Raw genomic sequence first — 21,944 nt, forward strand, 5'->3', positions numbered from 1 at the left:
GTTCAACTATCTCCTTTTTAAATAATAATGCAGTAATAAAAAGCCAATCGGCCAACTGACAGATAATAGCCATGGCATGGGAGGCGATAACACTACAGCTCCGAGCTTAGCGCCTGCAAGGTAGTTGGCTGGCCCAGCAATTAACACCAGAGAACATAATAAAAAGGGTCGCTTTACTAATGCATTGAATGAATGCAAAAGGGTGGTAGCAAATAATAGCCACAGAAAAAATAGCCAGGTTGGAGGGAAAGTTAGGCTGCTGAGATAGCTCGATGTGCTGTTGGTTTGAAACTGCATATAACCCAAAGCAGTCAGGATAAAATCATGACAGTAACCGATCGCTCCAAACAAAAAAATTATTATCCATTCTTGTTTATCGTGACTGATAAAAATCCAATGTAGCAGCAGTCCAAACCCAAGAATTAGAACGGCCAATTGATTATGTAAAAAAACTGCAGCAAACCATCCCAACTGAAAAACAAGCGCATTGAAAACGTTTGCCTTCCAGCCAGACATCTGGGTTTCAGTGGGCCGAAGAAGATGCATTAATCGAGCCACTTCTTATCGCCAGCATGTCGCTTGCGACCTGGTGCTGCTAGCAGTAATTGGTAAGTGTCAGTGTGCCTTTCTAGAAATCCGCCTTCGCAATAACCTAAATAAAATAACCAGCGATTAATAAAACTTTGATCAAAACCGAGCTGTTTCACCTGCTCAATATTTTCTAAAAAACGTTTTCGCCATTCACTTAAAGTTTTAGCGTAATGCTGACCAATCGAATGTGCATCGACAATGGCTAACTGACTAGTTTTGGTTAGGCCTTGGCTGATCCGAGTAATTGATGGTAGCGCACCACCTGGAAAAATATAGCGTTGGATAAAATCTACAGAGTTCTTTGCCTGATGGTAACGTTGATCGAGAATAGTGATTGCTTGAATTAATGCTAGTCCGCTGGGTTTAATTAGCTGATCGAGTTTTTTGAAATAGGTATCGAGATACTTATGCCCAACCGCCTCGATCATTTCAATTGAAACCAATTTATCGTATTGACCAGTTAAATCTCGGTAATCACTCTTTAGTAGTGTGACTCTATCTTGCAATCCTAACGATTCAATACGTTGCTTGGTATAGCTATATTGCTGGTCGGAAATGGTGGTGGTAGTTACTTTACAGCCATATTTCTGCGCGGCATAAATTGCCATACCACCCCATCCGGTGCCAATTTCCAGTAGATGGTCGTCAGCTGAGAGTTCTAACTTTTGACAGATCAATTCCAACTTATCGACAGCTGCTTGTTCTAGTGTGGTTGTTTGACCTTTAAACCAAGCGCAGGAATACATCATTTCAGGATCGAGAAACTGCCTAAAAAAATCATTACTTAAATCGTAATGTGCTGAAATATTTTTTTGTGAACCTTTTTTAGAATTATCTTTGAGCCAATGAGCAATCGAGAAAAGGGGCGCAGCTATCCGGCTAAAGCGACTATCTAGTTGATCTAGTACTGACAGATTTGCTAAAAGAAGCTGAATAACTGGTGTTAAATTAGGGGTCTGCCAATCACCTCGCATAAAGGATTCACCTGCACCAATACTGCCGCCAGTTAGTAGAGCTTTCCATGCTTGGGGCTGCTGAATGATGACGGTTGCCTTGAGATCTGCACGTTGCCCGCAGCCACCAAATTCCAAACGCTTTTGCTGCTCATCAATAATAGTCAAATGGCCATTTTCAATTTTTTTAAGTAGCTTTAACAGTATTTTTTTACTGGTATTTTCACTCCAGCTGATATTTGCCACGCCAGAAGTACTGATTGTCTTATCCATGATATTCACCTGAAAAATTCTGTTGATGAAGGCTCATCTCGCGATGAGCTTTGCTGCAAATCCATATGCGGTTGTGACGATTCAGTTGGTTGTTGCGTTTTAGTTATTGCCAGTACGACTGGAATAGTAGCTTTGTCAGAGCTGTCATTAGAAAGCGAGTTCCGGCCGTCAGTTGGGGTCGAAGTAGCTGATTCCGAGATTGTCTGGTTTTTATTTGATTGGTCTTTTTTCAAAGTCATAGGCCGAAGAGATCCTTGCTGGTAACTCTCAACAGCAGTAGGGTAATGGTATTTCTGATGATCAAAAAGCGGCACTTTTTTGAACCATAATTTCACAGCTTGCCAGTAAATTCCCCAAACCACTTTTAGTGTCATTAATGGAAATTTCCACAAGATTTTTTGCAGGTTTTCCTTGTTAGCAACTATGCGCTCGAGAGTTAATGTAGCGTCCATCACTTTGCCACGTGGATCATGGGTCTCAAGGTGTAAATTAAATTGTTTTTTGGGTGTATTACTGTACCACTGGTAATGCATGTTCAGTGGATTAAACGGAGAAACATGCATTTTTTTATCGAACCATATTTTTTGTTTTTCTTGTTGTGGTGGTTGGCTGCAATCTAGAACGTAATGAATCGCTTCTTTCCATGGTGTATTGCTAACTTCAGCAATGATTGCCTGAAGTTTATTGTCTTTAAAACAATAAAAGCAAGATATTGGATTGAATGCTAAACCAAAATATCGAAAATGTGTCATCAGAAATATCTGGTCAGTTTCCTTGTTTAGCTTGTCTTTCAACAGCTTTTTAGCTCGGCTTTTCAAACAGTCCTTGTTAAAAGGTAGCAATGACTGGAGGTAATTTTGCTGTTGGAAGCTGGCAGGCCAAAACTTCTTTTTTCCCCACCAAAAAGATTTCCTTAAAAATTGATCAATTTGGTCAAGGTTGAGCCAGACCATAAATAATGGGAAATCAAAATGATGTGATTTTGGAAAAAAACGACGATGACGCACTTTACCTTGATAAATTGCGCTGTCAGTTTGGTTAGCATTTTTCATTCGCTGCTAACCTTATAATTTTTATCGGAAGTTGTTTGTTGTAAATTTATTTTTGAAGATATCTCTTGTTGGTTTGGCTCAAGCTTATCAGGTAGCGTAATACCAAAATTTGATAATGCTTTTAAAGCACTAACAACACCATCTTCATGAAACCCGTTGCCTAACCAAGCGCCGCAGAACCATACTCGGTTGCTGCCACTCGCACTTGAAAATTTATCTCGCTGCTTAATGCCTGATAAGGTAAATCCAGGGTGGCTATATTGATATTGACCGAGAATCTTGGTCGGATCGATTTGCTTTGATTGATTTAGAGTGACACAAAAAACGGGCATTGGTTTACGGCTACTTATAGTGTTAATTTTTTTATTTAGTTGATCTAATCCTTGTAAAATATTCATGTTATAAGTAACAGTGGCGCAACCCTTGTTATTCGATGAGAGTTGGTAATTCCATGCTGCCCAGGCTTTTTTGTTTTCAGGTAATAATGAAGTATCGGTATGCAACACAACATGACTTGGCCGATAAGGTACGCTCTCTAGCAAGGCTTTTTCTTGTTCACTGGCATCAGATAATATTTTTAAAGATTGATCTGCGTGGCTTGCCATAATCACTCGATCAAAAAGATGTTTTTCGCCATTAACCAGAAGTTCAACGGAGTTATCGGCAATCCTGCGAACACTTTCTACCGGAGCATTAAGATAGACCTTAGCTTGCATGTTTTTTTCAATTGCTTTCAGATATTGATGGGAGCCTGCTGAAACGACCTGCCACTGTGGTTGGTCAGTGACGGTTAATAAGCCATGGTTATCGAAAAATTTAAGGAAGAAATCGAGTGGCATTTTAGCTGCTTGCTCTAAGCTTGATGACCAAATAGCCGCAGCCATAGGCAGCAAATAATGATTGCTAAATCTATCGCCAAGCCTTTGTTGTTGAATGTACTGCTCAAGTGTCAAATCGTTTGAAATATTGTTCTTGTTAACACGACGAGTAGCATCAGCATTAAATTTCAAAATGTCTTTTATCATCTTTAGAAATTTAATTGAAAGAAAGTTTTTCTTTTGTGCAAACAAACCATTAAGGCCACTGCCGCTATATTCAATACCGGTTTTTTTGCAGCTAACACTGAATCCCATTTCAGTTGGTTTTTTTTCAATACCAAGCAAATTTAATATTTTAATGAAATTTGGGTAGGTTTTTTGGTTGAACACAATAAATCCAGTGTCTATCTCCCAATTCTGGTTGTCTACCGTGACCGTTTTAGTCGCAGTATGGCCGCCTAGATGGTCATCAGCTTCAAATAACGAGACATCATGTTCTTTGGATAATAACCAGCTAGCAGTCATTCCAGAAATACCGCTACCAATAACAGCTATTTTCATTACTTACTGCTCCCTGTTTGCGGTAATCGACATCTTTCTGTGGGGCTTTTGAGTTAGGCTTTGTAATAGTTTGCTGCGGAAAATGACCGGAAGCATCGCTATTAACCTCATTGGCCAATGCAATCTTTTTGGGAATCGAATCACTGGTTTGTTTTGATTCATTGCACTAAAAATCTTTTTAGCTGCTTGCTCAGCACTTATTATTCCTGGCATGGGAAAGTTGTTTTTTTCAGTTAAAGGCGTTTTGATAAAACCAGGTTGAATTAGACATAATTTTATTTTGCTGTCAAAAAGGCTACAGCGTAGCGATTCAACCAAGTAGTCCAATGCTGCTTTAGAGCTGCCATATGCTTCAGCTCGAGGCATTGGCAGTAATGAAGAAATGCTACTGACCACAGCAATTTGTAATGGCTTTTTTTCGAATTGATTAATTAATGGCTGCAAGCAATTAACTGTTCCCTGAAAATTGGTTGCGAAAACTCGACTGAATAATTCTGCTTCGATCTTTCCTTGATCTATATATTCACAGGTTCCTGCGTTTAAAATAACACGTTTCAGCTGGCCCGATTTTTCTTGAGCTTTAATTATTTCAGATACCAAAACTTCACATTGCTGCAAATTACTAATGTCTAATGGCATGGCAGAAATTGATGCGTGTGTGCTGGAAACCGCATCAAGTTTTAGTTGGTTTCTACCGCTGATGATGACTTGCCAGCCGTTGTCTGCATGTGCTTTGGCTAGTGCAGCCCCAAGACCTGAGCCACCTCCGGTAATCCATACCAGTTTTTTCATTCCTTTACCTCGTTTACAGGTTGCAGCGACGGTTATATTTTTTGTTTAATCCAACGAATAATACTGCCAATAACCGGTAGCCGTTGATAAACTAGTTCACCGAGATCAAAATAATCTTGCTGGAAAAATATTTTTTCGGCGTCTGCTTTAATCTGACTGATACCATCAATTTGGTATGGCTTTGCCGCATTAAGTCGGCTGTGGGTCAGTTTCATCGTCCAACGGATAAGTGTTTCACTATGCTGTGAGTTCTGGTTGCACCAGATTTGATGATATTCAAAACTAATCGATTGAGCATTTTGATATTGGCCACGAAAATAGTGGCGTAATTGTTTTAAGCCAACGATTCGATGAACGGGATCTATAAATTCAACATCATCTCGATAGACTTGTTTGATTGACTCTATGTTGTTGTAATTTAATGACTGGTATAACTCCATCATTTGTTTGATTACATCGGGCAACTTAGACTGGCTTGCCATTTCAATCGGATCAATATCAGTTACATGATACTGCTCTGCTGATTTGATCTGTGATGCTTTATTGTGAATGTCCGTTTCCATTATTTTCTCCCTGAAGCAATTGCGGTAGTTGGCCTAGCTCACCAATTACTTTAATACCTCGTTGTTGAAGTTGCTGCTGGCTGACAGTTGCGCCGGTACCAAAAGCCAGCCAAATCTTGCTTTGATGCTGTGGAGCAAGAGATTTGTTGCCACCAAGTAAGTGATCCAATTCGCTACTAGATGGATACTTGTCACCCACTAACAACAAGCCTTGCAGATTGATGCCTTTAAACAAATATTCAGTTTGGCTAGCAGATAAGGGGTGGTCGCAGAAAATCACTTTTTTTCTATGGCTGGCTAGCAAAGCACTGCCCATTAAACGTTTCCAGCGAGCAACCTGATTAGTTAACGGCATGACTAACCAGCACTGACTGTTGTCGACTGGCAGTTTGTCTAGCTTAAACTGCAGTGTTTGTTCCAAAATCGGGTAGAGCAGTGATTGTTCTACTTGAGCTGCATAATGGTTTTGCCAGCGATTTAATAGCGCTTTAGCTAATGGAAAAAAGAAATGTTCGGATAGAAGCGCCAGTGGATATTCTTTATCTAGCTGTCTGATCTGTTTGCTAATCGCATCTAGGTTTAATTGCTCGAGTGAATCCAGTAACTGACTTAGATTATCTTGCCAAAGATCACCGCTATCTGATTCAGCCTCAGATTCAGTTGTCAGCTTATCTTTAGCCACTAAAGGCTTAACTTTACCAATGGGAACCCCGCGGGCCAGCCACTGTTGAATCGCCTGAATTAACTGCAAATCCTGCTGAGTATAAAAGCGGTGCCCCTTACTGCTTCTGCGCGGATTAAGCAGGCCATAGCGCCTTTCCCAGGCTCTCAGAGTCACCGCATTAATGGTAGTTATCTCTGAAAGTTCAGTGATTGTCATAGTCAACTGCTGTGACGATTTGCTATTGCTGTCAGTGGTATCAGGTTGCTGCTTCATCTGTTAAAAATCCGGTAGTTGTTTAGTAGCTGTCTATTAAATGGCTAAATTTGAGATGCCAGTTCAAGCTCTTGTGGGTGTGGCTCAAAGTAAACTTGTAGCTCGACCCATGGATTTGATTGGTGACTGAAATGATGTCTCAGTAACGTCATAGGCACTTCCAGTGGAATAATTCCTTTACGGTACCGTTCAATTAGCTTGCTCAGTTCTGTTCTATCTTGAGCTGACAGTGCTGCTTTGAGAAAACCTTGTAGATGCTGCATCACGTTGGAATGGTTTTTGCGGCTGGCAGGCTTGCTGATATGCTGCATTAACTGTTGTATAAACATTTCAGCGGTCACATCAATGGGTCTTTTTTTCAAATTGGCAATTAATCGACCAATTTTTCGATATTCAGTTTGGCCATGCGCCATTGCTAAATATTTATATTGTGCCCAAAAATTTATTAGTAGCTTGGGCTTTAACGGTTTCTGCATCAGTTGTTGCCAGTCGCGGTAAACGAATACTCGCATAATAAAGTTTTCGCGAAGCTGTGGATCATTTAATCGCCCCGACTCTTCCACCGGCAGCAATGGAAATTGATCGGTTAAGGCTTTGGCAAAAATCCCTCTAGATAGATGCTCAGGATGATTTTTGTCGTTGTAACATTTAACTCGAAATAAACCACAACTGGGTGATTTGTCCGCGAGGATATAGCCAGAGAGCTGAGACATAGAGTTGATTGCTTGGCTGCTCCAGTCTTGCATCTTATCTGTGTAGTCATTTTCTTGATTGTCAGATTCGACCATCCGTGGCTGAAGCGGGTCTCCGATTAAACGAAGCGCTGGACGCGGTGCCCCCATGCCAATAGCCATTTCCGGGCAAGCTGGCTGGAAATCAAACCACTTGCTGAGCTGGTCGGTGCAATAGCGATTGCGTTTATGTCCGCCGTTATGGCGTACATTTTGACCTAATAAACAACCGCTTATTCCAATTTTAATCTTCTCAAACTTACGTTTCATTTCGCTACTCCAACTTGTTTATACAAGATTCCTTTCTTGTACAACTAAGATGGCAATACGTGTTGTACAAGTCAAGTTTTTTGTACAAGCAAATTGGTATTGTGTGGATTTGAGCTTGGTTTTTGCTCGCTATGCCTAGTTAGCAGAAGATTTTGAGTGACGGCCTTGGATGCTAGAGATGCCAAGATAAGAAATGAAGCGATTATTTCTAGCCTAACCAATCTACGCTGAATTAATTATTCAACGCGCACTGTTTATGGTTACAAGGCTTGATGATAATTAACGAAATCAGATATCGGCAGAAATTTTTAAAAGTGTCGGATTGCGCCTATGGCTTATCAAATCTGACTGCGCTGCTGGCGGAAAGAGTGGAAGTTAAATGAAGGCGTTTTTTTGGAGGGAGATCATTAAAAACAAATTAATCATTATTGTGAGACTAGTTTACGGATAAACTATATCATTGTCGTTTAATTTGTTTTTATTTTCCACCAATCCATAATGACCGGCCACTGGTCGCAGTTTTAAAAGTATTTGTGACGCTGTTCTATAATTTTATCAGTAGTTCGCTGCTCTTTAACATTTCATTATTCATTTCATCATGGATGAGCTAGCTTTTTTGCTTTTACCTAATAATTAATTGCTAATCAATTAATAGCGAATAAGTCGGGCCTGCTTCAGGGGTTTATCGAAGCCTTTGAGGTTTTTCATGTCATCAATTTTCAAAACTCATGAGCGATGGGTAGCTCCTTACTATCTACTGATATTTAGTATCACTATTTTTTTTGGTTGGCTAACCATTTGTCCATCTGTGACAGCTAACAATCAGGCGCAAAAGTTATATGGTTGGTTGAGTGGAGACCAGCCTCAGTTAATCGTTCGCGCACTAGCTGTAGAGGCTGACTTATCAGCTCATGCCAGAAATCTTATTGAGCTTTATCAGATCGAAAAAATAGCTTTTAGTGTCAGTGCTGACCTAGGGACTCGGGCTGATATTATTTTGCAAAATAACCATGAAGTTGGTGTGATTATTCCCACTCGTATTTACCAGACCTTTCATCAGATTGATATTGTTAAAGCGGAAGGTGCATTATCAGATGTATGGCCCAGCCAGATAAAGATTCTGGCTTACCAGCCGGAATTAAATGAACAAAAATTAAATAATACACTTGACCAGTTGGATCAAAGTTTGATATTAATTGAGAAAGGGTTGATTCAGATCAGCAATATGTATTTTTTCGATAACGAGTTCTCACTAGGAGAAGCGTTAACAATTGCGGTGAATAGTTTATGGAATGATTTGGTCAATTAGGAGATATTTATTTGTAGTTAACCTATTGATCAAATTGTAAAGCTTGCTCCCTATCTGTTTCGTCGAAGTGACGGAGGACTGATACCACTCTTGCTGCATGTCGTACCAGATTTACTCTCTTGCAGGATACCTGACAGACAGGGACCATTATTAAAAAGCGCGGCGTTTAAATACGCCGCGCTTTTTATTTAGAAATTAACTAAGCTTAGAAGTGGCACTTCATTCGTAGTCCGCTCTTATTATTTTCCAGCCGAAACAAAGTTGATGCTTTTTCTGTGAGGGCAGGCAATTGGAATCAGGGCTTAAAAAAACACAAGTAACCCGTTTGGGCAAGCTAACTGCAAGCTTGCCTTTAACCTTGTAATCTTCAATGCGATTGACGGTAGTTTCAGGCGTGACAATTTAGTTCGCTGGCTTCTTGATTGGTGAGAATCCAGTTCTCAACCTTAACTCGGGTCTTTGTCGCCATGGTGCTTGCTAGGCAAGTTTAAAACCAACACTAATGTGGTTGTGATTATGAGTAGCGGTAACAAAATAATGCGAAAATCGGGGTAATTATTCCCTCTTCCGTGTTTATCAAGCATTCTATCAGGTTGATATTGTTAAAGCAGATGGCGCACTATCAACGTATTGCCCAGCCAGATAAAGATTCTCGCTTACCAGCCAGAATTAAATAAACAAAAATTGAAAAATATGCTTGACTAACTGAATCATAGTTTGATATTAATTGTGAAAGAATTGATTCAGATCAGAAATATCTATTTTTCGATAACGAGTTCTCACTAGGAGAAGCGTTAACAATTGCGGTGAACAGTTTATGGAATGAGTTGATCAACTAAGAGATATTCAATGCAGTAACTTATTTGATCAACTCATAAAGCTTGCCCCCTGTATGTTTCGTCAAAGCGACGGAGACCTGATACCACTCTTGCTGCATGTCGTACCAGATTGACTCTCTTGCAGGATACCTGACATACAGGGGCCATTATTAAAAAGCGCAGCGTAATATACGCTGCGCTTTTTTTTGTGCTCGATTCAAGCCTTAAATAGAATGGTTAAATCATTTTTTAAAGTTATTTGTTAAAAGGCAACCTTGCTCATGACTTCACGGTTGAAATGCTTCTCACAATAATGGCATTTCATTCGTAAGCCTTTCTTATTATTTTCCAGCTTGAACAGTGTAGCGACTTTCTCTGTTCGGGTAATGCAGTTGGAATTAGGGCAGAGAAAAACACCGGTAACCCTTTTGGGCAAGCTAACTGCAAACTTGTCTTTAACTTTATAGTCTTCAATGCGGTTGACTGTGGCTTCAGGTGCAAAAATTGCTAGTTCGCTGGCTTCCTGATCGGTCAGAATCCGGTTCTCGACCTTGATCAAATCTTTATAACCATGATGCTTGCTGGGCAGATTTAGTCCGACAGTAATTCGGTCATGATCATTCAATAGCTGCAACCAACGAAGGATCTTAATTCCGGCGCCGGCATGAATGTGGTCAATAACGGTTCCTTTCTCAATCGCTTCGACCATTAATTTGTTGCTAGGCATGCTGCTGACTCCCTAAACCGATTGATTCAAAACTAAGGCCAGTAGCGCCTGGCGAGCATACAAGCCATTTTTAGCTTGCTCGAAATAGTAAGCGTATGGCGTGCTATCTACATCAACGTCAATTTCATCAACCCGAGGAAGTGGATGCAGCACCCGTAAGTTTGGCTTGGCGGTTTTCAACATGTCGGCTTTTAGAATAAAGTTGCCGCGAATGTGTTGATATTCACTTTCTTCAAAGCGTTCACGTTGTACCCGAGTCATATAGATAATGTCGGCATGCGGAATCACTTCTTCTAAAGTGGCGGCATGTTGATACTGCATACCTGCATCATCCAGCTCTTCAAGTATGTATTCAGGCATCGCTAACGCATCAGGCGAAACGAAATCGAACTGGCAGTTAAAATGCGTCAGCGCTTGAGCTAATGAGTGTACGGTGCGGCCATATTTCAAATCACCAACCAACGCTACTCGCAAACCATCTAATGTGCCTTGGGTTTCATGGATTGATAATAAATCGAGCAAGGTTTGTGTTGGATGCTGATTGGCACCGTCACCGCCATTAACAATCGGCACTGAAGAGAACTCACTCGCTAATCTAGCAGAGCCTTCTTGTGGGTGGCGCATGACGACGGCGTCAACATAGTTGCCGATAATTTTCATAGCATCAGCTAGGGTTTCGCCTTTCTTGGCTGAAGTATTTCCATCATCGGAAAAACCGATCACACGACCACCCAAAGCTTGAATCGCGGTTTCAAAAGACAGCCGGGTTCGAGTTGAGGGTTCAAAAAAACAACTGGCTACAATCTTGTCCTTAAGAAGCTGCCTACCCGGTGCTGCCTTGATCCGCTCGGCAGTATCAATGACTAACTGCAGTTCATCACGGCTGAAATCGGGAATTGAGATAATATTCCGCTTATATAAAGGATTATTCATAGGTTGTTGTCATCCAGCAGGTGTAACAGGGGATAGTAGAAAGGTTTTTTAGATAAAAAAAAAGCCCCTTCAAATGAAGGAGCTTTAAAAAATAGAAGACGACCGGCTGAAGTACAACCGGGTTGCAGGGCAACCATAAAAAGGGCGAGTAGTTGTTCAATGCCAGTCATCATCAGGGTGCTCAATCCGCTTAACTGAAAAAAAGGGGTGGAAAATCAGTCATCACAGATCAGATGCCGCGCATTTTACGCCTGGCGATTCAAAACACAACCCCTAATCAGAACAAAATATAGTTATTGAAGTAGATTCGTTCTAGTTATCGATCCAGGTCACGTTTTTACCGGTTCAACCTTCTTTTAACCCCATTTTTTTAAAGATAAACATTGCTGGGCACCATTTGCTAAATGCTGATTGTAGAAGGTTTAATCCGATAAACCCGGTAAACCATAGCCAATTTGGACTATGGTATTGAGACAGAGCCAAGCTTAATAGAATAAACGCGCCGGCCATTAATCTCAGTGCATCATTTACTGTCATTTTATTCATCTCCCGAGATAAGTTGTGGGTAATTAATATTGGTATCTCAAGCGCAGCCAGAGATTGGTGTTTTCTTCGAATTGACCAAAGAAAGTGTGAATTTTTTTACCGTAGAACAGGTTGCCTCCAGCACTTATTCGCCATTGATCGTCTGGTTTGTAATGTATTTGCGGCCTCAGGTAGGCATCTTGGTCAGTTGGCGAGTAAAAGCTGAGCAGGCTGATAATTAATTTATCTTGCAGGGCCTGTTGAGTAAGGCGCGCTGTCAGTAATTGTCGATAACGATCAGCAATGGTGTCATCACCAAGGCGACTTTGCTTCAGTTGCTGATAGTCCAAAGTATTTTCTAGGTAATATTGCAGGCCAAGCGTTAGCTTGCTGGCAACTTCCTGTTCGACACCGACCAATAGCCGAAATTGGTCATTCGGTAGGTTGGCCAGCTGGCCAGAGCGATTGTCTTCTGACATATATATGCTGGATTCAAGCTTGAATAATCGCTCATCCCATGGTCCTTGCAGGCTAAAGCCAAGGCTGCTTAAACGAGGATGATAAAAAATATTATCGTCATTGATTGCAGCGGGCAGCTTATAAAAACCGCGATAGCCGTATAAAGCTAGTTCATAGCGATCAATTGATCGACTGGCACGAATCGCCCATTCGCTCTGCTTAGTCTGGTTGGCTTGTGGATCAGTTGCGGCAACTGATTGAACTCTTGGATCAAACCAGACAAAACGTTGCCCACTAATTGATTGGCTTGGGGCAAATTCAGGGCTAACCACCAATTCTATATTCCAATCTGAAAAAGAGTGAGATAGCTTGATGCTGGTTTGCGGCTGCTTCATGTATTCATCATCAAGCCCGCTAAAAAACGCCACCCAATTTTTTGGAAATAAATCATTCAAAAAAATTAAATCGCCTAATCCCCATGTGTGTGTTTGCCGGCCAAGGCGTAGGTCAGTATCTGCCAAAGATAAATCAAAGCGGGCTTGGCGTAATTTATATTTTAGTTCGCCTTGGTTAGCTGCTTGGTTGTCAGAATAATCGATGGATAAATCATCGTAAAAAACATCCAGCTTGCCAGAAAATTGGATGTTTTCACCGCTATAGTCGGCATCAACTCTTTGTCGTAGTTCCAGCAAGCTAGCATCATTGCTAATTAGGCCGTCATGGGTTTTTATACCGCCGCCGAATTCACTAAAACCTTGGACAAACCATAGGCTTTCTTGTTGATCAGTATCGTTCCACGCGTCATCTAAAAAGCCATCATCTGAAAAATTGTCATCAGAAAAGTCGCTATCAAATTCTGAATCTAGTTGTTCATTTTGAGTTGATACCAGCTGTAAGTTTTCATTCCCCCAAGCAGGTTGAGACAACACTAAAACAGCCAGCCATAGAGAGAGATGCTTGCTCATGATTTTTTCTCAGACTTATGTTGCTTCAACCAAGTAGCAGGAGGCTTTCTTAATGCCCTTTCGCTGAAAATACTATCAGGTAGCCCAAGGTCATAACTCACCTGAACAAATTTCATGGTGGTTTTTCCGCCACTTTGCAAATCAGATACTCGAGATAAAGTGACGGTTGGAATACCGGCGATAGTTTCAATTTTCAATGCTTCTATTCGGCGATATATCTTGCCATTTTTTTTATATTCTATTTTTTTCGGAATCCAGCTGGTTTTACTTATCCACACTTGGTAACTATCAAACTCAACTTGATCAGGTTTCTTTGGAGTATTTTCTAGTCGATAAAAATCAGCGGTTTCTTCTAGTAACTGGTGTTGGTCGGCTTGCGGATTGCGGCCAGAAACATCTTCATAAAAGAAATGAGCACCAACAAAACTAGAACGTTTATCTCCAGAAGCAATTCTTTTGACTAGATCTAATCCAGGCAAATAAAGCCAGCGATCGTCTTCACCATTAGGGTTTCTCGCAACACGAAACGCAGTATTGCGAACATCTCTAGGACGGCTGAAAATCACCAACATATCTTGTAAGCCACCGTCGCTTTTATCTTTGCGCAAAATGGTAAATTCACGCCGCTGTTTGCGGCCTTGGTTATCTTCGATAATCATCCGAACTTTAGCGCGGCCATCATTGCCGGCGTAATAGCTAGCTAAATTTGCTTTAGCGACTAACTGGTCGGCAGTCATGCCATTGCTGGCATTTTCCTCAGCATTAATAGAAGTAACTGCACTGCCAAACAGCATTGGAATTAATAAAGCCAAACTTGATAATTTCATGTCCAAATTCCTATTGATTCTGTTTATGCCAGTGTTTTTCTAAAGCTGAAAAGCAATGCTGGTAGTAGTAATAGAGTCACCAAAGCAGAAATTGCCATAATTGCAGCTAGGAAGAATCCAACGGTGATATACGGAACTAGTGGTGCCAATAATAACGGAGTAAAACCAATGGCAATGACTAAAGCATTTCGGGCTATTGCTCTAGCGGGCTCCTGAAACATTTCTGCGATGGCCTTTTGCCAGTCGTTATATTCTTGGTAAAGTGAGCGAGCTCGTTGTAAGAAATGAATGGCGAAATCGACTGAAAGTCCGAGAGTTAATGCCGATAAAACAGCAATTGGCATATCGTAATCTTTACCAATAAATCCGATAATTCCGTAAATTAAAGAAATGGTCAGAGTGAGCGGCGCCATCGCTAATAAACCATATTTAAATGAGCGGAATAAAAGCGTCATAACAACCAGTACTGCAATAAATGCACTTAGCAGACTGTTTGCCATACCAGCGACCATTTCTTGCTGCCAGATTACATTGATATAAGTAAGGCCTGCCCAATTAGTGGTTACACCTTCAGGTAGTGGATTGTCATCGATCCATTGCTGAACCTTATCCAGCACAATACTCATGTCTTGGTTATCGCCACTTTTTAGCTGAAGCCAAAGTAAGCTTTTACGATAATCCGGTGTTACCAAGTGCCATAAATCATCAGGCCGATGCGAAGATTGATAACTTAACAATGCCTGGGCGACACCAGCTTGGCTGTCAGGTAAGCGGAAATCTTGTTGTTGGCCGCTATTTAATTCGCGGAAAACTGTTTTGATTAACATTGGCAAGCTATTTACCTTGCCAATTTCAGGTTGTGATTCAAGGTATTCAGCTAAGCGATCCATATAAGCCAATATCTGAGGGTTTCGGAAATAACGAGAATCACTTTGTATTTGTTCTAGACCATCGATTACTTCAATCCATTGTTCATATCGATCTTCATCTGAATCGAGTTGATTGTTGGCTAGATCAATTAGTTGATCTATCTGGTTTTGATCAATTGCTTGTTGCAGAGAATTTTCGGTTAATTCAGCAACCGATAAATCGACAATTACTTTTTTAAGTGCACCTGAAATTTTTGGTGGCTGAGTTTGCTCCATAACAAACCAGGCATCGTAAGTGCCGGCAAAATGTTGGTTGAGCTGTTTATCTGCAATTCGAATCTCGTGATCTGACTTAAACCAGCGTACCGGATTGTCGTTAATTTGGATGGTAGAGATTCCCCAGCCTGAAATTGCCAGTAATGCCACGCTAGTCAAGGTAATCGGCAGGCGATAGTTCAAAGCAAAGCGACCGATTGAAGGTAATAGCCGAGCTAATTTTCCGCTGGCACTCTTTCCGCTATTTTCACCGCGATTGTTATCACTATTAGCACCGTGGTGTGCGCGCTGCATCACCGCCAATTGTTTCTCTGACAGCATCATGATCCAAGCAGGCAGAAAAGTCAGAGTGAGTAGGAAGGCTAATAAAATGCCACCAGCGATATATAAACCGAATACTTGTACCGGCGGAATCGGGGTGAAGGCTAAAGATGCGAAGCCTAAAGCCGAGGTAATTGAGGTAAACAGCATCGGCCGATAGAGTTCGGCAAAAATTTCAGCCAATACTTGCCGACGGCTGCTACCAGGGTGATAACGATCAGCAAATTCAGATAGCAAATGCACTGAATCGACCACAGCAATTGGCATTAAGAAGATCGGAATCATCGAGCTCATAATATGAACTGAAAACCCGCTACCAATCAGAGCGCCCATGGTGACAATAACGGTTACCATCGCTAGTAACATGGGTGCGGTAATTAGTGACAGGCTTCTAAAGAAAAACCACAGCAGAATAAAAATCAAAACTGCCGCCGCCGGTGCAGAGACCGCCATTTGAATAAACATTTCTATGCCAAATGTATCTTCCGCAACAGGTAGACCAGTAATGTGCAAGTCTATGCCTGCTATGGGTTTTTCTGAAAGTGCTCGAATTTTTTGTGATATGTCGTAACTAAGATGTTTGTCAAGAATGGGAACGTATATCGCCGCGGCCTGTCCATTACCTGAGCCAAGGGTATCCTTGAGCATGGGTAGCTTAGCAACGGAGATAGCAATTTTGCTGGCTTGTTGCTCAGATTTTGGCGCTTGGGGCATTAACCATTCAAAACGAATTGCCCCGGATTCCTGTCGGATGTTATCCACGGTAGAAAAAGATAAAACTTGTTGCGGAACAACCCCTTCAATCTGTTTGATTTGATCAGTTAGGGTTTTTAATCTTGCCAGTGTTTCTGGCTGGTAAATGGTTGTTTCACTGACCAATCCGACAACAAGGCTGTCGTATAATTCGAAGTCTTGTTTTACTTGGCGGTGAAAAACCCGGTCTTGTTGCTGATAAGGCAGCATATTTTCCGGGTCTGTATCGATTTGGATATTAAACGCTGCAACGATTGAAATAATAACCGCAACCAATGTGGTCATAAAAACAGCACGCGGTGCATTGAGTGACAGAGCCAGCAATCTTTCAGCCATTTTAGGCATGTGTGGATCGGACGAAGGTATATATGTCATTTTCAGTGCATCTTCATTAGTATCTTCTAATGCAGCCAATTCTATTAGAATCTGCTAAATTAGCAATATCTAATTTTTAGATAGTATGTGGGAGAGTTGGAATGACGTTACCTTGTGGTCAGGAGACTGGCACGAACATGACTGAGCTAAGAGAAAATGCTGGGGAGGCAACTCGACTGCTCAAGGCGTTAGCCAATGTCAATCGATTGATGATTCTGTGCATGCTAGATGGCATTGAGATGTCGGTCGGTCAGTTAAATGAATCGCTAGATTTGAGCCAATCAGCGTTGAGCCAGCACCTTGCAGTGCTTCGCCGTGATGGTTTAGTAAAAACTCGTCGCGATGCGCAAACAATTTTTTACTCGCTGGCAGACCCTGTCACCAGTGAGATTGTGGGAGTTTTGCACCGGCGTTTTTGTAGTTAGCACAGACCTGTGCCGGGAATTTTCTGATTTCTCCGCTAGTCTAAATTAAGAGCAAGGAGCAAGCGGAGAAAGGAGAATTTTATGACAGCAAAGATTATCGAGTTTCCCCGGCAAGAAACCCTGTGGCAAAAAGAGATAGAAAACATCATAGATAACCATCTGCAGCACAGCGATCCAGATGTATTGAAGGCCTGGCAAGCTTCACTAAAAGGTTTGTTGCCTCAGTACATGTATTTACCTGATGTAGAAATAGAGTTACAACTTCCCCCTGAGTATGACGAAAATCAGGCGCAGTTTATTGGTGATCTGGTTGCTCAATCGATAGAGAGTTATCAGGATAGTTGTCGTAGTCAACAGCGCGGCATGGTGATGGAAATGGCCATGCAACAAAAGCGTATCTGCGAACTTGAAATTAATGGCTATTCCACTTGAGCGCTTCTGCTTTGTTGTTTGTCGGTGATTCAGATCCGGCAAATACATTTTATACATAATTCCCATTGACCAACTTGGTGGTTCCGTTCTAAATGAGCGTCTGGTGATAAAGTCAGAGCTGAACGGAGCTGCCAATGTATCCCCACTTGAACAAGCTTGGAATAGAGCAACCTCAGCGTATTGAAAGTTTCATTTTCCGCAGGGAAGGCGTGTTTGACGTCCTCAAGGTTTACCTCAAAAAATCTGGAAGCGAACTGTTTTCCAAAAGCCATAAATTCAAATTTCAGCGTAGTGAAGAAGACGGTCAGCTTCGTTTGGCTGTTATTCAAGAACTAGAAACGATTTGCCGCCGTAAGCATGAAGTGAAAAGCCGTAAAGAAAAGTTAATGGCTGATATTTCACATCTTGAAAAGGTAGTGCACTCTAAGTTGGCTGAAATACGTCACGAAATTGAACAGCTTGAAGATTAAAAGGATATGGTCATGAAAAAATTAGCACTTGCCGTTGGAATATTTTGTTGTGGTATTGGCTACAACACGATAGTTGTTGCCGACCAGGTTAAAGAGCGGATTAGCGTATTTGGTCAGGCGCAGGTTGAAGCCGTTCCGGACCAAATGTTATTTCATTTTTCGGTAGTGGAAGAAGGTGGCGACCTTAAACCAATGCAACGGCAAGTGAATCAGAAAGTTGATCGGCTACTAAAGCTGGCAAAAAAATTGGGTTTGCAAGATCGAGACATTAAAGCTGCACGAGTGAATATTGGCCAAATTCAACGGCCACTGAAATTACTTTCAAATAATAGCCGCCGAGAGTACGAGCAAGTATATCGTTTAAACCGGCAAGTAACTTTTCGTTTGCGTGACTTATCAAAATTCCCTGGGTTACTTGATGGTGCAGTCGCAGCAGGCGCTAATCAGCTAACGGGTATTGAGCCGGCATTTGATGATCGTGAATCTTTATATCGACAAGCGCTGGTTAAGGCGATGAAAGCAGCCACTCAGAAAGCTACGTTGTTAGCTAAGCAAACCGGTCAGCAATTAGGGGGGGCAGTATCTATTCGTGAGAGCGGCAGTAATGCACCGCAGCCGCAATACCGAATGATGGCAGAAATGTCTGGCTCGGCCGCAGCCGCTCCTTTTGCTGCTGGAACTGAAGCAGTTTCTGCTCGGGTAGATGTCGAGTTTTCATTGCAGCGTCCATAATCGATTAAACAGCAAATTTGATAAATGTTTGATAGATATAAGGAGCGCAAGTCATGGCAATCGAAATCATCAAGGGTGACTTAGTCACCATGCAGGTAGATGCCATTGTAAATGCTGCTAATGAGCAGTTAACAGAAGGTGGTGGCGTTTGCGGGGCGATTTTTCAGGCAGCTGGAGAAGGTCTGGCCGAAGAGTGTGCTGAGCAGGCACCTTGTCCGCCGGGCGAGGCAAGAATCACCCATGGTTTCGACTTGCCATCGAAGTTTCTGATTCATGCAGTTGGCCCAGTATGGGAAGGCGGTCGGAGTCATGAGGCGACTGTTTTAGCGGACGCTTATCGCTATAGCTTATTGGTTGCCGATGCTAACCACTGTAAAAGTATTGCTTTTCCTGCGATCAGTACCGGGATTTATGGCTATCCATCGGTAATGGCTTCTGAGGTTGCGCTGAAAGTTTGTAAGCAATTTCTTCAGCGTCAGTCTGAATCCATCGAGACTATTTATGTAGTGTTATTTTCTGAAGATGATTACCAAATTTGGCAAGAAAGCTGGACGCACTTAAACCGCTAATAGTTTTATTTTATGGGACGAAGTGTGGCTGGTGGTTTTAATTCCAAGCTGATTTTGTCAGATAAATAGAAGTCGTGCGCAATGCTAATGGTATTAAAGGCTGTATTAAATATTTGCTACTGGCACGTTGCCAGTAGCAAATAGTATCCCCTAATAATTAGGCTTGTTTCTTGGTCCACACTTCAGAGATTTTTTTGCCTTTCAACTCTGGCAATGTTTCAGGATTAAACTCAGGTGTCTTACCTGCGCTAACCTGTTTTTCATAATCTCTCAGTACGGCCATGGCAACCTTAGACAGCAGTAAAATTGCAATCAGGTTGATAATCGCCATCAAGCCCATCGATAAGTCAGCGAAATTCCATACTGCTGGCAATTCAGCCAGTGCACCCATCATGACCATGCCTAATACCGCAACACGGTAGATGGTGATCGCATGCTTACTTTTGAAGATGTAAGCAACGTTGCTTTCGCCATAGGCATAGTTGGCAATAATAGAAGTGAAAGAGAACAGCAAAACAATCACTGCAATAAAATCACTTCCCCAGCTACCCACCAGTTCACTCAATGCAATCTGAGTCAAGGCAATACCGGTTGCTTCACTGCCAGATTCCAATACACCAGAAAGCAATACGATAGCAGCGGTTGCAGAGCAAATGATGATGGTATCAACAAATACGCCAAAGGCCTGAATATAACCTTGAGATGCAGGATGGTTCGGTGTTGGACGAGCTGCTGCTGCTGCGTTGGGTGCTGAACCCATACCTGCTTCGTTAGAGAACAAACCGCGCTTAATACCTTGCATCATTGCCTGGGCAACTGCATAACCGGCGACACCACCGGCTGCTTCTTGCAGGCCGAAAGCACTCTTAATGATCAAGCTAAATACCGCTGGCATCTCAGTGATGTGAGTAACCACAATAAATAAAGACAAGCCAAGGTAGGCGACTGCCATAAACGGCACCAGAATTTCTGCGGTTCGACCAATTGCACGAATACCACCAAAAATATTCAAACCAGCCAGAACAACAAGCACCATACCCATAACGCTTTTATCGATGCCCCAAGCAGTTTCTACAGCAGCTGCAATGGTGTTGGATTGAACCGAGTTAAAAGCAAAACCAAATGCAATAATCAAAAAGATCGCAAATGCAGTACCCATCCAGCGCTGGCCAAGGCCTTGTTCCATATAGTAAGCAGGGCCGCCACGGAAAGAACCGTCTGGGTTTTTAATCTTATACACCTGAGCCAGTAATGACTCGATAAAACCAGTCGACATACCAATCAGGGCAATAGCCCACATCCAGAACACTGCACCAGGTCCACCAAGACTGATTGCAATTGCAACACCCGCTAGGTTGCCCGTACCTACACGGGCTGCCAGGCCGGTACAGAACGCCTGAAAAGATGAAATATTGTTTTTATCAGGATTGTTACGGCTGGTTTTGATCAGTTCAATCATATGGCCAAAGCGGCGGAACTGAATAAATTTAGTTTTAAAGGTGTAGTAAACACCAACACCAACCAACAGATAAATAAGGATGTAGCCCCAAATTATCGTATTTCCCATTGAAACAAATTGGGATAAAAACTCGCTCATAAATGCACCCGTTAACTATTATATATTGAAATGTGTCTAACCATTTTTCCGGTAAAAAATTATCAATTTAGTACTCAGAACCGGAAGAAATCCGTAGCAAATTATCTGCATGCGAACTGGTCGAAACTCTCATACTGGGTTTTTACAGCCAACAACTCCATGACAAACATCAACGCAAGTATCTTGCGAAAATTAAACTAACTATTAAAACAATGCGTTACAAATTTATAAAAATGAATAACATTTGACCAAGATTATAAAAACATCGTAATTAAAATATATTTATAGTTTCGAGTGCTTTGGTTTGACCAGTAATGCCAGATTTTGAAATTGTAATAGGTTGAAATGGTGATTTATTAGCACCGGGCAATAGTTTCAGTTTGTGCTGGTAATAATCTGAACCACTATTTCACAGTATTTTTCAGTGATTTACCTTGTTTTCATGTTGATGCTGTAACAGCGAGGAAAACTAGAAGTAAACCCTAACCAATTGATTGATTGTTAGTTTTAATTTAATTGTCGTTAATTTGTTTTAGTTGAGCCATGTTGTCAGATTTGAAGGGTTTAATCGGGGTCGTTCGATCTATCAGCATTCGCTAGAGAGAAGAGAGAAGAGAGAAGAGAGGAGGTTGCAATTTAGTTATGTACAAGCACCATATTCAAATCTGCTAGCGCTACATTTATATGCAGTAGATTTTGACAAGCTCGATATTGCCTTTTCGACCTCGAGTAGTTGGTGAGTCACTACCTATATAGTGCTAACTACTAGATTGGAGCTGTTTGCTACAGCTAACTAGCTTTTAGCAGAGTCAGATTCGATGGTTTTTTTGGATTGAATAAACCACTCTGCAGGCGGCTCGCACGCACAATCAACCACTTAGCTTGCACATTACCGATAACTTACTTTTTCTGGCAGATTCTTTAGCAAACCGCTTGTGTTCTGTCTTTGTATCCCTATAATGCGACCTCGCTGTCACGGCAGCAACGCAAACAGAACGAGACACGAACAACGAGACACAAC

Annotated in this window: 22 protein-coding genes; 6 read left to right on the plus strand and 16 right to left on the minus strand. The window is 41.7% G+C overall.

All coding sequences use genetic code 11. From position 1 onward, the window contains the following. Positions 1 to 6 precede the first annotated feature (6 nt). The 8 genes from DC094_RS16975 to DC094_RS17010 are packed head-to-tail and all read right to left on the minus strand — an operon-like array spanning position 7 to position 7,541. Complete coding sequence (locus DC094_RS16975) at positions 7 to 546, minus strand: DUF2878 domain-containing protein (RefSeq protein WP_116688312.1); 540 nt, start codon at positions 544 to 546, stop codon at positions 7 to 9. Beyond that, entirely contained in the window at positions 546 to 1,817 is a 1,272-nt protein-coding gene (locus DC094_RS16980) for an SAM-dependent methyltransferase (protein WP_116688313.1), read from the minus strand. The genes DC094_RS16975 and DC094_RS16980 overlap by 1 nt, the downstream gene beginning before the upstream one ends. A gap of 5 nt (positions 1,818 to 1,822) precedes the next feature. Further along, positions 1,823 to 2,869 (minus strand): DUF1365 domain-containing protein, encoded by a 1,047-nt coding sequence (locus DC094_RS16985; RefSeq protein WP_116688314.1) that lies wholly within the window; start codon positions 2,867 to 2,869, stop codon positions 1,823 to 1,825. Next, positions 2,866 to 4,248, minus strand: a complete 1,383-nt coding sequence (locus DC094_RS16990) for an NAD(P)/FAD-dependent oxidoreductase (protein WP_116688315.1) — start codon at positions 4,246 to 4,248, stop codon at positions 2,866 to 2,868. The genes DC094_RS16985 and DC094_RS16990 overlap by 4 nt, the downstream gene beginning before the upstream one ends. A gap of 3 nt (positions 4,249 to 4,251) precedes the next feature. Then, the gene (locus tag DC094_RS16995; protein ID WP_116688316.1) at positions 4,252 to 5,040 is read right to left on the minus strand and encodes an SDR family NAD(P)-dependent oxidoreductase; all 789 of its coding nucleotides are present in this window, start codon (positions 5,038 to 5,040) and stop codon (positions 4,252 to 4,254) included. Between the two features lie 32 nt (positions 5,041 to 5,072). Then, a complete protein-coding gene (locus DC094_RS17000) occupies positions 5,073 to 5,603 on the minus strand; it encodes a nuclear transport factor 2 family protein (RefSeq protein WP_116688317.1) in 531 nt (176 codons plus the stop codon). Beyond that, a complete protein-coding gene (locus DC094_RS17005) occupies positions 5,581 to 6,540 on the minus strand; it encodes a MerR family transcriptional regulator (RefSeq protein WP_116688318.1) in 960 nt (319 codons plus the stop codon). The genes DC094_RS17000 and DC094_RS17005 overlap by 23 nt, the downstream gene beginning before the upstream one ends. Positions 6,541 to 6,584: 44 nt before the next feature. After that, positions 6,585 to 7,541, minus strand: a complete 957-nt coding sequence (locus DC094_RS17010; protein WP_116688319.1) for a YbgA family protein — start codon at positions 7,539 to 7,541, stop codon at positions 6,585 to 6,587. Between the two features lie 706 nt (positions 7,542 to 8,247). Here DC094_RS17010 and DC094_RS17015 point away from each other — a divergent pair. Next, positions 8,248 to 8,850 (plus strand): hypothetical protein, encoded by a 603-nt coding sequence (locus tag DC094_RS17015; RefSeq protein WP_116688320.1) that lies wholly within the window; start codon positions 8,248 to 8,250, stop codon positions 8,848 to 8,850. Positions 8,851 to 9,930: 1,080 nt separating this feature from the next. Here the strand turns inward: DC094_RS17015 and pyrI are convergent. The 7 genes from pyrI to DC094_RS17045 all read right to left on the minus strand — a co-directional run bounded on the left by pyrI (position 9,931) and on the right by DC094_RS17045 (position 16,737). After that, a complete protein-coding gene (gene pyrI, locus DC094_RS17020; protein WP_116688321.1) occupies positions 9,931 to 10,395 on the minus strand; it encodes an aspartate carbamoyltransferase regulatory subunit in 465 nt (154 codons plus the stop codon). A gap of 12 nt (positions 10,396 to 10,407) precedes the next feature. Then, on the minus strand, positions 10,408 to 11,328 hold the full coding sequence (pyrB, locus tag DC094_RS17025) for an aspartate carbamoyltransferase (RefSeq protein ID WP_116688322.1): 921 nt from the start codon (positions 11,326 to 11,328) through the stop codon (positions 10,408 to 10,410). Next, on the minus strand, positions 11,325 to 11,513 hold the full coding sequence (locus DC094_RS22165; protein WP_158527370.1) for a hypothetical protein: 189 nt from the start codon (positions 11,511 to 11,513) through the stop codon (positions 11,325 to 11,327). Before DC094_RS22165 ends, pyrB begins: the two co-directional genes overlap by 4 nt. Positions 11,514 to 11,673: 160 nt before the next feature. Next, on the minus strand, positions 11,674 to 11,874 hold the full coding sequence (locus tag DC094_RS17030; RefSeq protein ID WP_339374130.1) for a YgaP family membrane protein: 201 nt from the start codon (positions 11,872 to 11,874) through the stop codon (positions 11,674 to 11,676). 23 nt (positions 11,875 to 11,897) lie between these two features. Continuing rightward, complete coding sequence (locus DC094_RS17035; RefSeq protein ID WP_116688324.1) at positions 11,898 to 13,277, minus strand: hypothetical protein; 1,380 nt, start codon at positions 13,275 to 13,277, stop codon at positions 11,898 to 11,900. Continuing rightward, entirely contained in the window at positions 13,274 to 14,104 is an 831-nt protein-coding gene (locus DC094_RS17040) for an outer membrane lipoprotein-sorting protein (RefSeq protein WP_116688325.1), read from the minus strand. The genes DC094_RS17035 and DC094_RS17040 overlap by 4 nt, the downstream gene beginning before the upstream one ends. Positions 14,105 to 14,127: 23 nt before the next feature. After that, positions 14,128 to 16,737, minus strand: coding sequence for an efflux RND transporter permease subunit (locus DC094_RS17045; RefSeq protein WP_241504078.1), 2,610 nt, complete (start codon positions 16,735 to 16,737; stop codon positions 14,128 to 14,130). 62 nt (positions 16,738 to 16,799) lie between these two features. Between DC094_RS17045 and DC094_RS17050 the strand changes: the two genes are divergently transcribed. The 5 genes from DC094_RS17050 (at position 16,800) to DC094_RS17070 (ending at position 19,326) form a co-directional block, all read left to right on the plus strand. Beyond that, positions 16,800 to 17,123: an ArsR/SmtB family transcription factor gene (locus DC094_RS17050; protein WP_241504079.1), complete on the plus strand. Its 324-nt coding sequence runs from the start codon at positions 16,800 to 16,802 to the stop codon at positions 17,121 to 17,123. Between the two features lie 81 nt (positions 17,124 to 17,204). Continuing rightward, a complete protein-coding gene (locus tag DC094_RS17055; protein WP_116688327.1) occupies positions 17,205 to 17,555 on the plus strand; it encodes a hypothetical protein in 351 nt (116 codons plus the stop codon). Between the two features lie 134 nt (positions 17,556 to 17,689). Further along, a complete protein-coding gene (locus tag DC094_RS17060; protein WP_116688328.1) occupies positions 17,690 to 18,025 on the plus strand; it encodes a DUF3461 family protein in 336 nt (111 codons plus the stop codon). A gap of 12 nt (positions 18,026 to 18,037) precedes the next feature. Beyond that, a complete protein-coding gene (locus tag DC094_RS17065; RefSeq protein ID WP_158527371.1) occupies positions 18,038 to 18,757 on the plus strand; it encodes an SIMPL domain-containing protein in 720 nt (239 codons plus the stop codon). Positions 18,758 to 18,810: 53 nt separating this feature from the next. Beyond that, positions 18,811 to 19,326 (plus strand): macro domain-containing protein, encoded by a 516-nt coding sequence (locus tag DC094_RS17070; RefSeq protein WP_116688330.1) that lies wholly within the window; start codon positions 18,811 to 18,813, stop codon positions 19,324 to 19,326. Between the two features lie 157 nt (positions 19,327 to 19,483). Here the strand turns inward: DC094_RS17070 and DC094_RS17075 are convergent, their stop codons facing one another. Further along, positions 19,484 to 20,923, minus strand: coding sequence for an alanine/glycine:cation symporter family protein (locus tag DC094_RS17075; protein WP_116688331.1), 1,440 nt, complete (start codon positions 20,921 to 20,923; stop codon positions 19,484 to 19,486). Positions 20,924 to 21,944: the final 1,021 nt, after the last annotated feature.

This window comes from Pelagibaculum spongiae (assembly GCF_003097315.1).
In the GTDB taxonomy this organism is placed as follows: Bacteria; Pseudomonadota; Gammaproteobacteria; order Enterobacterales; family Pelagibaculaceae; genus Pelagibaculum; species Pelagibaculum spongiae.

Coding starts and splice junctions, on each gene's coding strand:
- DC094_RS16975 (WP_116688312.1), bottom strand. CDS start 546: ATGCATCTTCTTCGGCCCACTGAAACCCAGATGTCTGGCTGGAAGGCA.
- DC094_RS16980 (WP_116688313.1), bottom strand. CDS start 1,817: ATGGATAAGACAATCAGTACTTCTGGCGTGGCAAATATCAGCTGGAGT.
- DC094_RS16985 (WP_116688314.1), bottom strand. CDS start 2,869: ATGAAAAATGCTAACCAAACTGACAGCGCAATTTATCAAGGTAAAGTG.
- DC094_RS16990 (WP_116688315.1), bottom strand. CDS start 4,248: ATGAAAATAGCTGTTATTGGTAGCGGTATTTCTGGAATGACTGCTAGC.
- DC094_RS16995 (WP_116688316.1), bottom strand. CDS start 5,040: ATGAAAAAACTGGTATGGATTACCGGAGGTGGCTCAGGTCTTGGGGCT.
- DC094_RS17000 (WP_116688317.1), bottom strand. CDS start 5,603: ATGGAAACGGACATTCACAATAAAGCATCACAGATCAAATCAGCAGAG.
- DC094_RS17005 (WP_116688318.1), bottom strand. CDS start 6,540: ATGAAGCAGCAACCTGATACCACTGACAGCAATAGCAAATCGTCACAG.
- DC094_RS17010 (WP_116688319.1), bottom strand. CDS start 7,541: ATGAAACGTAAGTTTGAGAAGATTAAAATTGGAATAAGCGGTTGTTTA.
- DC094_RS17015 (WP_116688320.1), top strand. CDS start 8,248: ATGTCATCAATTTTCAAAACTCATGAGCGATGGGTAGCTCCTTACTAT.
- pyrI (WP_116688321.1), bottom strand. CDS start 10,395: ATGCCTAGCAACAAATTAATGGTCGAAGCGATTGAGAAAGGAACCGTT.
- pyrB (WP_116688322.1), bottom strand. CDS start 11,328: ATGAATAATCCTTTATATAAGCGGAATATTATCTCAATTCCCGATTTC.
- DC094_RS17030 (WP_339374130.1), bottom strand. CDS start 11,874: ATGAATAAAATGACAGTAAATGATGCACTGAGATTAATGGCCGGCGCG.
- DC094_RS17035 (WP_116688324.1), bottom strand. CDS start 13,277: ATGAGCAAGCATCTCTCTCTATGGCTGGCTGTTTTAGTGTTGTCTCAA.
- DC094_RS17040 (WP_116688325.1), bottom strand. CDS start 14,104: ATGAAATTATCAAGTTTGGCTTTATTAATTCCAATGCTGTTTGGCAGT.
- DC094_RS17050 (WP_241504079.1), top strand. CDS start 16,800: ATGACGTTACCTTGTGGTCAGGAGACTGGCACGAACATGACTGAGCTA.
- DC094_RS17055 (WP_116688327.1), top strand. CDS start 17,205: ATGACAGCAAAGATTATCGAGTTTCCCCGGCAAGAAACCCTGTGGCAA.
- DC094_RS17060 (WP_116688328.1), top strand. CDS start 17,690: ATGTATCCCCACTTGAACAAGCTTGGAATAGAGCAACCTCAGCGTATT.
- DC094_RS17065 (WP_158527371.1), top strand. CDS start 18,038: ATGAAAAAATTAGCACTTGCCGTTGGAATATTTTGTTGTGGTATTGGC.
- DC094_RS17070 (WP_116688330.1), top strand. CDS start 18,811: ATGGCAATCGAAATCATCAAGGGTGACTTAGTCACCATGCAGGTAGAT.
- DC094_RS17075 (WP_116688331.1), bottom strand. CDS start 20,923: ATGAGCGAGTTTTTATCCCAATTTGTTTCAATGGGAAATACGATAATT.